The 13249-nt window shown below is 72.5% G+C and carries 12 protein-coding genes; 8 read left to right on the top strand and 4 right to left on the bottom strand.

Annotated features, from left to right (window positions below; translation table 11 throughout):
* The coding region (locus VMI11_13205) for a crosslink repair DNA glycosylase YcaQ family protein (protein HTY73365.1) at positions 1-1213 on the top strand (1213 nt) is incomplete at its 5' end.
* Here the strand turns inward: VMI11_13205 and VMI11_13200 are convergent.
* Positions 1210-2322, bottom strand: a complete 1113-nt coding sequence (locus VMI11_13200) for a GNAT family N-acetyltransferase (protein ID HTY73364.1) — start codon at positions 2320-2322, stop codon at positions 1210-1212. The two genes, VMI11_13205 and VMI11_13200, sit on opposite strands and share 4 nt — an antisense overlap.
* Positions 2323-2506: 184 nt before the next feature.
* On the opposite strand from VMI11_13200, the gene secA reads away from it, so the two are divergent.
* Positions 2507-5329: a preprotein translocase subunit SecA gene (secA, locus tag VMI11_13195; protein HTY73363.1), complete on the top strand. Its 2823-nt coding sequence runs from the start codon at positions 2507-2509 to the stop codon at positions 5327-5329.
* Positions 5330-5341: 12 nt separating this feature from the next.
* On the opposite strand, the gene VMI11_13190 is transcribed toward secA, so the two are convergent.
* Together VMI11_13190 and VMI11_13185 are read right to left on the bottom strand one after the other, a co-directional pair.
* The gene (locus VMI11_13190) at positions 5342-5968 is read right to left on the bottom strand and encodes an Rv3235 family protein (GenBank protein ID HTY73362.1); all 627 of its coding nucleotides are present in this window, start codon (positions 5966-5968) and stop codon (positions 5342-5344) included.
* Positions 5965-6306 carry a LysM domain-containing protein gene (locus VMI11_13185; protein HTY73361.1) on the bottom strand — a complete coding sequence of 114 codons (342 nt, stop codon included), beginning with the start codon at positions 6304-6306 and terminating at the stop codon, positions 5965-5967. Before VMI11_13185 ends, VMI11_13190 begins: the two co-directional genes overlap by 4 nt.
* A 194-nt stretch (positions 6307-6500) precedes the next feature.
* Here VMI11_13185 and VMI11_13180 point away from each other — a divergent pair, with 194 nt between their 5' ends.
* The 4 genes from VMI11_13180 (at position 6501) to VMI11_13165 (ending at position 10871) form a co-directional block, all read left to right on the top strand.
* Entirely contained in the window at positions 6501-7499 is a 999-nt protein-coding gene (locus VMI11_13180; protein ID HTY73360.1) for a hypothetical protein, read from the top strand.
* Between the two features lie 35 nt (positions 7500-7534).
* The gene (locus tag VMI11_13175; GenBank protein HTY73359.1) at positions 7535-8974 is read left to right on the top strand and encodes an MFS transporter; all 1440 of its coding nucleotides are present in this window, start codon (positions 7535-7537) and stop codon (positions 8972-8974) included.
* 129 nt (positions 8975-9103) lie between these two features.
* Positions 9104-10309, top strand: coding sequence for an FAD-dependent oxidoreductase (locus VMI11_13170; GenBank protein ID HTY73358.1), 1206 nt, complete (start codon positions 9104-9106; stop codon positions 10307-10309).
* Between the two features lie 16 nt (positions 10310-10325).
* Positions 10326-10871 carry a hypothetical protein gene (locus tag VMI11_13165; GenBank protein ID HTY73357.1) on the top strand — a complete coding sequence of 182 codons (546 nt, stop codon included), beginning with the start codon at positions 10326-10328 and terminating at the stop codon, positions 10869-10871.
* A 34-nt stretch (positions 10872-10905) separates the two neighbouring features.
* Here VMI11_13165 and VMI11_13160 read toward each other — a convergent pair whose 3' ends face one another.
* Positions 10906-11157, bottom strand: coding sequence for a helix-turn-helix domain-containing protein (locus VMI11_13160; protein HTY73356.1), 252 nt, complete (start codon positions 11155-11157; stop codon positions 10906-10908).
* Positions 11158-11300: 143 nt separating this feature from the next.
* Here VMI11_13160 and VMI11_13155 point away from each other — a divergent pair, with 143 nt between their 5' ends.
* Positions 11301-11981, top strand: a complete 681-nt coding sequence (locus VMI11_13155) for an SAF domain-containing protein (protein HTY73355.1) — start codon at positions 11301-11303, stop codon at positions 11979-11981.
* Complete coding sequence (locus tag VMI11_13150) at positions 11978-13225, top strand: chromosome partitioning protein (GenBank protein HTY73354.1); 1248 nt, start codon at positions 11978-11980, stop codon at positions 13223-13225. The genes VMI11_13155 and VMI11_13150 overlap by 4 nt, the downstream gene beginning before the upstream one ends.
* Positions 13226-13249 lie beyond the last annotated feature (24 nt).

The following is a 13249-nucleotide window of genomic DNA, read 5'->3' as shown; positions in this document are numbered from 1 at the left end:
GGCGCAGGCCCGGCGGACCGCGATCGCCGCGCAGGGGCTGGCCGCGCCGCGCCCGGCGGCGCCGGGCATGCGCGACCTCACGCGCGTCGTCGACCGGATCGGCGTCCTCCAGATCGACAGCGTCAACGTCCTCACCCGGGCCCAGACCCTGCCGCTGTTCTCCCGCCTCGGCCCGTACGACGTGGGCCTGCTGGACCGGGCCACGAGCCGCCCGCCGCGGCGGCTGGTCGAGTACTGGGCGCACGTCGCGAGCCTGGTGCCGCCCCGTACGCACCGGTTGCTGCGCTGGCGGATGGGCCGGTGGCAGGAGGAGGCGTGGGGGTCGATGCAGCGCATCGTCGCGGAGAACCCCGCGCTCGTCGACGCGGTGCTCGAGGAGATCCGCGCGAACGGCCCGATGACCTCGCTGGAGGTCGAGGCCGCGCTCGAGCACGACCGGCCCCGCACCCGCGAGGAGTGGGGATGGAACTGGTCGATGGTCAAGATGTCGCTCGAGTATCTGTTCTTCTGCGGGCTGGTCAGCTCCGCGGGGCGGACGCCGCAGTTCGAGCGCCGCTACGACCTCACCGACCGGGTCCTGCCGCGCCCGGTCCGAGAGCTCCCCGACCCCCCGGAGGACGAGGCCTTCCGCGAGCTGACGCGCATCGCCGCCCGCGCTCACGGGGTCGCCACGGAGCCGGACCTGCGCGACTACTTCCGGCTCAAGCCGCCGGACTCCAAGCAGGCGGTCGCCGAGCTCGTGGACTCTGGGGACCTCGTGCCGGTGGAGGTCGACGGCTGGGGACGTACGGCCTACCTGCACCGGGACGCCCGCGTCCCGCGCACGGTCGCCGCCCGGGCGCTGCTGGCGCCCTTCGACCCGTTGGTGTGGCGGCGCGAGCGGGTGGAGCGCCTGTTCGGCTTCCGCTACCGCATCGAGATCTACACCAAGCCCGAGGACCGCGTCTTCGGCTACTACGTGCTCCCGTTCCTGCTCGACGACACCCTGGTCGCCCGAGTCGACGTCAAGGCGGACCGCCCGGGCGGGGCCCTGCTCGTCCAGGCGGCCTGGGCCGAGCCGGGTGCGCCGCAACGGCTCCCCGAGGAGCTCGCCGCGGAGCTTCGCCTGCTGGCGGAATGGCTCGGCCTCGACGACGTCGTCGTGACCGGCCGGGGCGACGACCTGGCCGGTCGGCTCGCCGCTCTGACGAGCGGCCAGCCCAGGACCCGCTAGCCCAGCACCGGCTCCGGGTCCTCCGCGAGCCGGGCGTGCAGGTGCTCGTCGTGCAGCTCGCCGTCGCCATAGCGGTACGACGCCCGCAGGAGACCTTCCTGCGCGAAGCCGGCGCGGCGGGCGACGGCGCAGGAGGCCGCGTTCTCCACGCCGTGGTAGAGGGCGAGGCGGCGCAGGCCGAGCTCCGCGAAGGCCCATCGGGTCGCGACGTCGCTCGCCCGGGCGCCGACGCGCTGCCCCCGCGCCCGGGGGAGGACGAAGTAGGCGAGCTCGCCCGAAGAGGCCTCGATGTCCAGGTGGTGGATCGCCACCATCCCGACCGCGGCGCCGCCGGACTCGACCACCCAGGGGCACTGCCGCCCGCGGCCAGAGCCGGTCCAGTCGGCGAGCACGTCCGTCAGTCGGCGGGCGTCGTCGAGGTCGGCGACCTCGTGGCCGTCGACCGTGATCGGGTTCCAGAGCCGGATGCCGGGGTCGGCCAGCGCGGCGAGCACGAAGCCCGCGTCGTCGCTTCGCCAGCGCCGGAGCAGCAGCCCGTGACCGCGCAGCTCGACCGCGGTGCTTCCCGTCAGCGGGCCGGGCGGGTCGTCGCGCAGCCGCGCGTGCAGGTGCCCGTCCTCGGCCACCAGCCGGTCGTCGAGCAGGCAGTGGCGGAGCAGGCCCTCGAAGGCGTACCCGCACGCCGCCGCCACCCGGCAGGAGGCGGCGTTGGCCACGGCGTGCAGCAGCTCCACCCGGTTCAGGCCCACGGACTCGAAGGCGTACGCCGTGACCGCGCCGGCCAGGGCGGAGGCGATCCCGCGGCCGCGATAGGGCGCGAAGACGCCGTAGCCGAGCTCCGCCTGCCCCAGCTCGGTCTCGATGTCGTGCAGCCCCACCCGGCCCACCAGTCGCCCGCCCTCACGGGCAGCCCACTCCAGGCGCCCGGGGGCGTGGCGGCGCTCGAGCCAGCGCAGCGCGTCGTCCTCGGTGCGGACGTGACGCAGCGAGCCGCTGAAGCGGACCATGACGGGATCGTCGAGGACGAGCCGGAGCAGCTCCGGGGCGTCCTCCAGGCGGAAGGCGCCCAGCTCCAGCCGGCCGACGCTCAGGTCGGGGACGGTCAGCACCCGATGTTCCTACCGCGCCGCGGGGTCGCCCCGCGACCGGGTTGCGCACAGGCGGTCAAGAGGTCACGACCCCATTACGATGAGAGGCGGAGGGGCAGGTCCGCGCTCCCGCCGGGAGCCGTACCCCGCGGGCCGTGACCCCCCGACGGACGACGCCGTCCACGATCGCACTGGGAGACCACGCGTGCCCGCCATCCTCGACAAGATCCTGCGCGCCGGCGAGGGCAAGATCCTGCGCAAGCTCGAGCGGATCGCGGCGCAGGTGAACGCCCTCGAGGAGGACATGGCGGCGCTCTCCGACACCGAGCTGCGCGAGGAGACCGAGAAGTTCAAGGCGCGCTACGTCGACGGCGAGACGCTGGACGACCTGCTTCCCGAAGCCTTCGCCGTGGTTCGCGAGGCGGCGCGGCGAACCCTGGGCCAGCGCCACTACGACGTACAGCTCATGGGCGGGGCCGCCCTGCACCTCGGCAACATCGCGGAGATGAAGACCGGTGAGGGCAAGACGCTGGTCGGGACGCTGCCTGCCTACCTCAACGCCCTGACCGGCAAGGGCGTCCACATCGTCACGGTCAACGACTACCTGGCCGAGCGCGACGCCGAGTGGATGGGTCGTGTCCACCGCTTCCTCGGACTGTCCGTGGGCGTCATCCTGAACACGATGCGCCCGGACGAGCGGCGCGAGCAGTACGCCTGCGACATCACCTACGGCACCAACAACGAGTTCGGCTTCGACTACCTGCGCGACAACATGGCCTGGAGCCAGGACGACCTCGTGCAGCGCGGCCACCACTACGCGATCGTCGACGAGGTGGACTCCATCCTCATCGACGAGGCGCGGACCCCCCTCATCATCAGTGGGCCCGCCGACCAGGCCACCCACTGGTACTCGGAGTTCGCGCGCATCGTCGCGGGCCTCAAGCGCGGTGACCCGGAGAAGGGGATCGACGGCGACTACGAGGTCGACGAGAAGAAGCGCACCGTTGGCGTGCTGGAGTCCGGCATCGAGAAGGTCGAGGACATCCTCGGCATCGACAACCTCTACGAGTCGGTCAACACCCCGCTCGTCGGCTACCTCAACAACGCCATCAAGGCGAAGGAGCTCTTCAAGGTCGACAAGGACTACGTCGTGATGAACGGCGAGGTCCTCATCGTCGACGAGCACACCGGCCGCATCCTGCAGGGGCGCCGGTACAACGAGGGCATGCACCAGGCCATCGAGGCCAAGGAGGGCGTGCCGATCAAGGACGAGAACCAGACGCTCGCGACCATCACGCTGCAGAACTACTTCCGGCTCTACGACAAGCTCGCCGGGATGACCGGTACGGCGATGACGGAGGCGGCGGAGTTCCACCAGATCTACAAGCTCGGCGTGGTGCCGATCCCGACCAACCGTCCGATGCGACGCGCCGACCAGTCCGACCTCGTCTACCGCACCGAGGAGGCCAAGTTCAACGCGGTCCTCGACGACATCGAGGAGCGCAACGCCAAGGGCCAGCCGATGCTCGTCGGGACCGCGAGCGTGGAGAAGTCCGAGCTGCTGTCCACGCTGTTGCGCCGTCGTGGCATCCCGCACGAGGTCCTGAACGCCAAGCAGCACGAGCGTGAGGCACAGATCGTCGCGCAGGCCGGCCGCAAGGGCGCTGTCACCGTGGCCACGAACATGGCCGGCCGCGGCACCGACATCATGCTCGGCGGGAACCCCGAGTTCATGGCGGCGGCCGAGCTCGCCCAGCGCGGCCTGTCCCCGCTGGAGTCCCCTGAGGAGTACGAGGCCGCCTGGCCCGACGCGCTGGAGAAGGCGCGCAAGTCCGTGGAGTCCGAGCACGACGAGGTGGTCGACCTCGGCGGCCTGTACGTCCTCGGCACCGAGCGCCACGAGTCGCGGCGCATCGACAACCAGCTGCGTGGCCGTTCCGGCCGCCAGGGCGACCCCGGCGAGTCCAGGTTCTACCTGTCGCTGCAGGACGACCTCATGCGGCTGTTCCGCGGCAACGTCGTGGACTCCTTCCTGCAGCGCATGAACATCCCGGACGACGTGCCGATCGAGGCGAAGATGGTGACCAACGCCATCAAGAGCGCCCAGACCCAGGTCGAGGCCCAGAACTTCGAGATCCGCAAGAACGTCCTCAAGTACGACGACGTGCTGAACCGGCAGCGCACGGTGATCTACGAGGAGCGGCGCCGGGTGCTCGACGGTGCCGACCTGCACGAGCAGGTCCGCCACATGATCGATGACACGGTCGACGCCTACGTCCAGGGGGCGACCCGTGAGGGCTTCCCCGAGGAATGGGACCTCGACCAGCTGTGGCAGGCGCTCAAGACCCTCTACCCGATCTCGTTCAGCGTCGCGGAGCTCGAGCAGCGGGTGGGCGGCGAGCGCAGCGGCCTCACCGAGGAGTTCATCGCCGAGGAGGTCAGGGCCGACGCGCACGCGGCGTACGACACGCGCGAGGCCGAGCTCGGCGAGGAGATGATGCGCGAGCTCGAGCGGCGGGTGGTGCTCTCCGTCCTCGACCGCAAGTGGCGCGAGCACCTCTACGAGATGGACTACCTGCAGGAGGGCATCGGCCTGCGGGCGATGGCCCAGCGCGACCCGCTGGTGGAGTACCAGCGAGAGGGCTTCGAGCTGTTCCAGGCGATGATGGACGGGATCAAGGAGGAGTCGGTCGGCTACCTCTTCCACGTCGAGGTCCAGGTGGAAGAGCCGGCGCCCGAGGCTGCCGAGCCCACCGCCCTGGAACCCGTCGAGGGCGTGGAGGACGTGCCCCTGCCCGGTGAGAACGTCCCCGCGGCGGCCCGGCAGGTCCAGCCGCACCTCGTGGCGAAGGGGCTCACCGAGCAGCGGCCCTCGCGGCTGGAGTACTCCGCGCCCAGCGTGGACGGGGAGGCCGGGGTGCTGCACTCCGAGGAGGCTGCCGGCGATCCGCTCGCCGACCTGCCGGAGGGCGCGTCACGGGCCGAGCGGCGCCGCGCGATGCGGGAGGCCCGCAAGCGGGGCCGCTGACGCCTCCGATGCCTAACCGACCGTGAGGTCGGTGCAGCGCCAGCGGCCGTCGCTGCCCTCGAGCCGGAGGGCGTATGCCCGTGCCCGGGTCCCGTCGTGGACCACGGCGCAGACCTCGGCGATGCCGTCGCGCGGCTCGGCGACGTGGACCGAGCGGACGCTGGCCCGGGTCCGGTGGCCCCGTGGCGCCCGGGAGACCAGCCGCCTCAGCTGCCCGTAGACCTCCTCGTCGGTCCAGCGCACGAGCTGAGCGATCGGGCGGTCTCCCGCCACCACCTCGACGAGGGCCTGCACGAGGCGTCCCGCCCACGGTCCGGGCGGGGGAAGCTCCGCCCGCGGGGTCGGCACCGGGCCGAAGTCGTCCTGGTCGTCCCCCTTGTCCCCAGCCTTGCCATCCGCCTTGCCATCCGCCCTGTTCTCCGTGCTTCCCGTGTTCTGCTGGCCGCCCCGCACGAGCACCAGCGGCAGGTCCGGTCGGGCCGGCAGTCCGCCCGGCAGCACCCACTCGAGGGGCAGCTCGTCCTGTGCGGAGGCGAGCGAGGGCGTCCCGGCAGCGGGGTCGTGGTCGGGGGGCCTCGGGGCGGGGACGATGCGCAGGCGGGGAGGGGTCCGGGGCGGGTCGACGGTCGCGACGCTCATGGCCGGGCCGCCGGGACGCGCAGGCGCTGACCGGGTCGGATCAGGTCCGGGTCGCGGACCTGGCCGGTGTTGGCCCGCCACCACCGGGGCCAGGCCCGGGCGACGGCAGCCGCCGCCGGCCGGCCGGGAAGGTGCCGGGCGGCGATCGCCCAGAGGGTGTCGCCGGGGCGGACGACGTACACCGGGGCCGCGTGCCGAGGCTGCTGCGGCCCACGGTCGATGACCGGCCACGCGGGCGCCCGTGGGCCCGAGGCGAGTGCGGGGCCGATGGCCAGCAGACCGACCAGCCCGGCGGCCGTGGCTGTCGCGGCGAGGACCAGGCCCAACGATCGTCGCATGCCCACCCCCTGAATGGCACGTTTACCTATGTTTACCTTGATTCAGGTAGGTAATCCCCCGGCAGATTGGGGTGTCAATACCTGGCGGTCGACTGTGGACAGCTGGGGGATTGGCGCCGACGCTCGCCCCGACCCGGGATGCCTGGGATGATCACCCCGGGGGCGCCCGTCCGGCGTCGGTCGATCAGCGAGGGGTGAGCGTGCGCGGGGGAGCGGCGCGAGCGGTTGCTGCGGCGCTCAGCGTTGCGGCTGCGCTCCTGGCCGCACCGGCCGTGTCGTCGGCCGAGACGCCGGGGACCCCTGGCGACCCCGAGCGCGGGGAGGGGACGGCGACGACGCTTCGCCCAGTCGTCCACGCGGTGGCGGCGCCCCGGGACGGCCTGATCTTCCAGCAGGGCCCGTACCTCGTGGCCTGGCGTCCCGGGTCGCATAGGGCGCCGTATCGGCTGGCCCGTGCCTCGGCGCAGGCCAGTGAGCTCCTGGACGCCGTGGCGGCGTCGAACGGGCGGGTGTACTGGCTCACGTGGGGGCCCAAGGGCTACCGGGGTCCGGTGGACGTCGACTCCGCCGACATGGCGACGCACCGCGTGCGGGTCACGGTCCGCCACGCTGACACCTTCCAGTACCTCACCGCGAACAGCTCGCACCTGTTCTGGATCGACGGAACCCACCTGTCGCGCTCCACCTTGTTCGGACACAACGTGCTCCACCGCTACCTTCGCCTGCCCAAGGAGAACGAGTACGACGTCGCCGACGGCCTGGCCGTCGACACCCGGTACGTGTACGTCAGCCAGTGCGGCAACGGCCGCATTGGTCGGGTCGCGTTGTCGCAGTACGGCGACCACCCGCACATCGACTGGGTCGTGCGCGGCCTCGGTGACTCCTGCCCCCAGAGCATCGCGGTGGGCGGCGGATGGATCTTCTGGGCCGGTGGGACCAAGGGCTGGTACGGCACGATCGGGCGGGCGCGCCTCGACGGGACCCGGGTGGACCCGGGCTGGGTCAAGGTGAGTCGTTCGCTGTGGAACTCGCCATACGCCGTCACCGTCCTGGGCGGCCACGTGTACTGGCTGTGGGGGGACGAGGACGACACCCAGCGGTCGTGGCTCGGCGGGGTCAGCGTCGGCGGGTCCGGGCTCGACGAACGTATGCGACGCGTGGACAACGGGGCATTGACCTCGTACGTGCGCTAGCGACCCGTCGCACCGAGTGCGGGCAGGATGGCCCGATGACACCGTCGGCGCGCTCCGGGCCGCAGGACGGCGTCCTCGGCGCCCAGGGCGTTGGCGCGGCACCCCGCTGGGGCGAGCTGTTCTCGCCCGGACTTCGGCGCACGACCCTCGGTCTGCTCCTCATGGAGGGCTTGGTCGCGATCCAGGTGCTGGTGACCGTGGCGGTCCTGCCGGCCGTGGTCGCCGATCTGGGCGGAGTACGGCTGTACGGGGTGGCGCTGAGCGCCTCCCAGGTGGCGACCGTCGTGGTGCTGCCGTTCACCCCCCGTCTGGTGAGCCGGTGGGGTCTGCGGGCGGTGTTCTACGCGAGCGTGACCACGTTCGCGGTCGGCAGCGTCGTGGTGTTCACCGCCGCAGACGCGGCGGTTTTCGTCGTCGGGATCCTGATCCAGGGGGCGGGGTCGGGGGCGCTCTACGCGCTGCTCTTGGCGATCTTCACCCGTCGCTTCCCGTTTCGTCTGCGGCCGCGGATGTACGCGGCGCTCGCCCTGGCATGGGCGGTTCCCGGCCTGCTCGGTCCGCTGTACGGGGGTCTGGTCGCCTCCACGCTGGGGTGGCGGTGGGCCTTCGCGCTGATCCTTCCCCTGGTGGTACCGGCGGTCGCGATGCTGCGACCGGCGTTGTTCGACCGGGACGCGAGCCAGGACGAGGGCGGGGCACCCGGCGCCGGTGCCGCCACCGCGACATTGCTCGTCTTCTCCGTCGCTGTGCTCGTCTCGCTGGTCGCGCTGAGCGTCGGTGGCTCCTGGGGGTTGGGCCTGGGCGCACCGGCACTGCTCGTCGCAGTCATCGCCTTGCGCTCGATCCTGCCGAGGGGCACCTTCGTCGCCGCACGCGGCCTGCCCGCGGTCGTGGCGTCGGGATTCTTGTCCAGCGTGGTGTTCTACAGCGTCGACGGTTTCCTGCCGGCGTTCCTGACCGGTGTCGTCGGGATGCGCCTGACGGTGGCCGACCTGGTCGTGACGTGCGGCGTTCTTGCGTGGACGGTGGGCACCTGGGCCCAGTCGAGGATGGCGGCGCTCTGGCAGGTACGACGGGTCGCGGCCGTGGGCGAGACGCTCATGCTCGCGGGCGTCCTCGGCGTCGTCGTCGCGGTCTCGACGTCGTCCTCGGTGCTCGTGTTCGCGGCCTGGGCGCTCACTGGGCTCGGGATGGGGATGACCTACCCGGCGATCGGGGTCCTCGCCACCGACCAGGCGGTGCCGGGCCGCGAGGTCGCGACTCTCGCGCAGTACCAGCTGGCGGACGTGCTCGGTACCGCGGTGGGCCCGGGGATGGTCGGAGTGGCCGTCACCGTGACGGCCGCGCGTGGCCTCGGGCTGCAGGACGGGCTGCTGTTCGGGTTCGCCGTGACCTGCCTGGTGGTCCTCGCCGCGCTCGGGGCCTCCAGCCGGCTGCCGACCTCGCCCGCCCTCGCCCGTGAGACGTCGGGGTAGCAGACGGAAACGGGTGAGAGAGAGCAAGGAGGGCGAGCATCATCGCGTCGTCGTCCAGGGACCTTCGTCCCTGACTGCGCCGTGGCAGAGTCGGATACCCTCCTGGGTATCCCAAGAGGAGGCTTCGCCATGCGCAAGAAGGTGCTCGTCCTCGGCTCGAACTTCGGTGGTCTGACGGCCGCGCTGGCGGTCAAGCACGAGCTTCGGGGCGACGTCGACGTCACCGTCATGTCGCCGAGCGAGTCCTTCGTGTTCAACCCGAGCCTGATCTGGCTGCCGTTCGGCAAGCGTCGAGCCCAGGACATCACCTTCCCGGTGGCCCCCACCTTCGAGCGTCATGGGATCGAGTACGTGCACGCGTCGGCGACCTCCATCGACCCCGACCGCAAGGGAGTGCTCGACGGCGCCGGGACATGGCACGACTACGACTTCCTGGTGATCGCCACGGGGTATCGCAACAACGTCGCGGCGATCCCGGGGATGGCCGAGAACGCCGTGACGATCACGACGCTGCCTGACGCCACCAGGGCAGGCGAACGGTGGCGCCGGTTCCTGGACAACCCGGGTGACGTGGTCGTGGCCGCGTCACAGGGGGCGGGGTGCTTCGGAGCGGCGTACGAGTTCCTCTTCAACCTGTCCTACCGCCTGGGCAAGGCCGGCCTGAAGGACCGGGTCAAGCTGACGTACGTGAGCTCCGAGCCCTTCCTCGGCCACTTCGGCATCGGTGGCCTGCCGCGCGGCGAGAAGTTGCTCGGGATGTTCACCAAGCGCGAGGCGATCGAGACGCGGGTTGCGGTCGCGATCGACCACGTCGCTCCGGACGCCGTCGTCCTGTCCGACGGCACGACCCTTCCGTCGGCGTACTCCATGGTCATCCCGCCCTTCATCGGCCAGGAGGTCACGCTGGGTGCCAAGGCGCTGGCACCGGACGAGAAGGGCTACCTGCCGGTCCGTCCGACGTACCAGAGCGAGAAGTACGACGACGTCTACGTCGTCGGCATCGCTGCCGCGGTCCAGGTGCCTTGGCAGACCGCGGTGCCGGTGGGGATCCCGAAGACCGGCTACCCGACCGAGGTCCAGGCGCACACCGCCGCCAAGAACATCGCCGCGCAGGTGCGCGGGGAGATACCGAGCGTCGAGAAGACCTTCGGCGACATCCACGCTGTGTGCGTCATGGACGCCGGGAACAACGGCGTGGTCATGCTCGCCGATCGGATGCTCCCACCCCGCAAGCACGGCCTCCTGCTCCCTGGTCCCCAGGCCCACTGGATGAAGCTCGGCTTCGAGAAGTACTTCCTCTTCAAGGCCCGCAACGGCTACGTGCGGCTGCCCTGACGCGTAGGGTGCGCCGGTGCGCTGGGAGCGTCTGTTCGACGACCTGGAGGCGCAGTGGGACGCGGCCGAGCAGGAGGACCTGCGGGCGGAGGTGGCCGACCGGACCCGTCGTGAGACGGCGCGGCTGCGGCTCGTGGACCGGCTGCGCGGCAACCAGGGCCGGACCGTGGCTCTGGACCTGCCCGGGGCGCATGTGCGTGGCGCGCTCACCCGGGTCGGTGCGGACTGGGTGCTGCTCTCGCCCGGGCAGCAGGCCCAGGTCGTGGTCCCGCTGGCCGCGGTGGTCGCCGTGCACGGGCTGACCGGGCGCGCCGCCGAGCCGGGCAGCGAGGGGCTGGTCGCTGCCCGCCTGGGACTGGGGCACGTGCTGCGTGCGCTCGCGCGCGACCGGGCCCACGTCAGCGTCGAGTCGGTGGACGGCTCGCGTCGCTGGGGTCGGGTCGAGCGGGTGGGCGCCGATCACCTCGAGCTGGCGACGAGCGAGCCGGGCGAGGCGAGCACCGCCAGCGTTTACGTCGCCTTCGCGGGGATCCGCGCGGTGCACGCGGCTGCGCACGACTGACGCACCTCGGGGTCTGAGTCGGTCGTCGTCTGGCTCATTCGGAGCCGTCGTCCTCCCCGGCCGCGTCGCGCGTGTACGGATGGGTGGAGATGAACTCCTGCGTCTCGGCATACAGCCGCTGGATGTAGGCCTCGAGCTTGTCCCGCTCGACCCGGTACTGCCCCCGACCGCCGATCTTGATCGAGGGCAGGTCGCCGCTGCGGACCAGCGAGTAGACCTGGGCCGAGGACACGTTGAGGACCTCGGCGACGTCACTCAAGGTGAGGAACCGGGGCTCGTCGGGCACGGGGGCAGTGTCGCAGAGCGCTCCGGGGGCCGTCCCGCGGCGGTCACCGTCTGTGGACGCCTGGCTGCGCATGTGGACGCCCCGTTCCCTGATCGGCCGGGCTCGGGCATGCTCGCCCCAGCGCAGTGCTCCGGGGAGGCTCCATGGCACGCACGACGATCGAGTCCGGGGTGGGTCGGGCGGCCGGGGCACCGGCGCCGCCGTCCCCTCCCGCCCTTCGCCTCGCGCGGCCGCGCTGGCGCGACGCCCGGCTGGTGGCCGGCGTGCTGCTCGTGCTCCTCGCGGTCGTCCTCGGGGCCCGCACGATGGCGTCGGCCGCGCGGACCACTGCGGTCTGGGCGGCGGCGAGGGACCTCGCCGTGGGTACGACGCTGCGACCCGGGGATGTCGTGCGCCACGACGTCCGGCTCGGGTCCTCCGCGTCGGCCTACCTGTCCGCCGCGGGTGACTCGCCGGTCGGCTACGTGCTCTCGAGGCCCGTCACGGCGGGCGAGCTGCTGCCCGCCGCCGCCGTGACCGAGGCGTCGGCGGCGCCCGACCTGCGCCTGGTGACCGTGCCGGTCGAACGCTTCCACCGCCCGGGCGCCCTTCGCCACGGTGCACGAGTGGACGTGTACGTCACCGTGGTCACCACGTCCGCGTCGCCGGGAACCACCCGCGTGGTGCTCACCGGCGCCACCGTGGACGACGTCGTCTCCGACGGTGGCCGTTTCGGGCCGACCGGGGACTCGGTCGGGGTCGTGCTCGCGGTGCCACCGGGGGAGGTGAGCGACCTCGTCGCGGCCTCCCGGGCCGGTGTGCTCGACCTCGTCGCCTCGGCGTGAGCGTGCTCGTCTCGGTCCTGCTCGCCCTCCCGGGCCTGCCCGAGGAGCAAGCCGTCGTTGGCGCCCTGGACCGAGGCTCGGGCGGCACCCGGGTGGTCCGCCGGTGCGTCGACCTCGCCGACCTGCTCGCGGCGGCGTCAGCGCGTACCGCCGACCTGGTCGTCGTGTCCGCGGACTTGCGCCGCTTCGACCGCGAGGCGGTCGCCCGGCTCCAGGCGTGCGGTCTCGTCGTGGTGGCGGTGGTCGGTCCGAGCGACGAGGACGCGATCCATCGCGTACGCCGGCTCGGCGTCGACGACGTCGTGTCCGCGGACCTGCCCTTGGACCGGTGGGCTGATGTGGTCCGCACCGCGGCCGCACGTGGCCTCGCCGCCGTCCCGGACCCAGCGGAGGAGGTCGCCTTGACGACCCCCGTCGATGCCCCCGCTCCGGACGCCGCGCCACCCGGGCGTGTCCTCGCGGTATGGGGCCCGGTAGGTGCCCCGGGCCGCACGACCATGGCGGTCAACCTCGCCGCCGTTGCGGCTCGCTCCGGCCTTGACACGCTCCTGGTCGACGCCGACACCTACGGCGCGTCGGTCGCCGCGTTCCTCGGTCTGCTCGACGAGGCGTCCGGGCTCCTCGCGGCGGTACGCGCCGCGAACACCGGGCAGCTCGACCCCCCGGCGCTCGCGCGTGCCGCCCGGCAGGCCGCTCCCCGGCTGCGCGTGCTGAGCGGCCTACCCCGTCCGCAGCGCTGGCCGGAGCTGCGCCCCTCCGCGCTCGAGGTGGTGCTGGAGGTGGCCCGTCGGCTGGTGCCGCTCACGGTCGTGGATGCCGGCTTCTGCCTGGAGCAGGACGAGGAGATCGTGTACGACACGGCGGCACCTCGTCGCAACGGCGCGACCCTCGCGGCCCTCCAGGCCGCGGACGTCGTGGTGGCCCTCGGGTCCGCCGACCCCGTCGGCCTCCAACGCCTGCTGCGCGGCCTGCCCGAGGCACGGACGCATGTCGGCGGGGACTTGCACGTGGTCGTCAACCGAACCCGGCGGGGCCACCGCCGAGGCTTCGGGCAGCAGCCGGTCGTCGACCTCATCGCCCGGCACACCGGGCTCGTGCCCGCCCTGTGCCTGCCCGAGGACCGCGAGGCATGCGACCTCGCCATGGCGAGCGGACGCAGTCTCGTCGAGGCGGCGCCTCGCTCCGCGCTGGTCGCCGCGCTGGAGCACCTCGCCGCTCAGGTCGTGCCGGCGCGGGCCGCGTGACCGCACCGTGCGGCGAGGTCGACG

Source organism: Actinomycetes bacterium, from assembly GCA_035506535.1.
GTDB lineage: Bacteria > Actinomycetota > Actinomycetes > DATJPE01 > DATJPE01 > DATJPE01.
This window is presented reverse-complemented; position numbering and strand designations above follow the sequence as displayed.

What these genes read in the sequence shown, in the direction of transcription:
- VMI11_13190 (HTY73362.1), bottom strand. Translation starts at nt 5,968, where the DNA reads ATGAGCGTCGCGACCGTCGACCCGCCCCGGACCCCTCCCCGCCTGCGC.
- VMI11_13185 (HTY73361.1), bottom strand. Translation starts at nt 6,306, where the DNA reads ATGCGACGATCGTTGGGCCTGGTCCTCGCCGCGACAGCCACGGCCGCC.
- VMI11_13175 (HTY73359.1), top strand. Translation starts at nt 7,535, where the DNA reads ATGACACCGTCGGCGCGCTCCGGGCCGCAGGACGGCGTCCTCGGCGCC.
- VMI11_13170 (HTY73358.1), top strand. Translation starts at nt 9,104, where the DNA reads ATGCGCAAGAAGGTGCTCGTCCTCGGCTCGAACTTCGGTGGTCTGACG.
- VMI11_13155 (HTY73355.1), top strand. Translation starts at nt 11,301, where the DNA reads ATGGCACGCACGACGATCGAGTCCGGGGTGGGTCGGGCGGCCGGGGCA.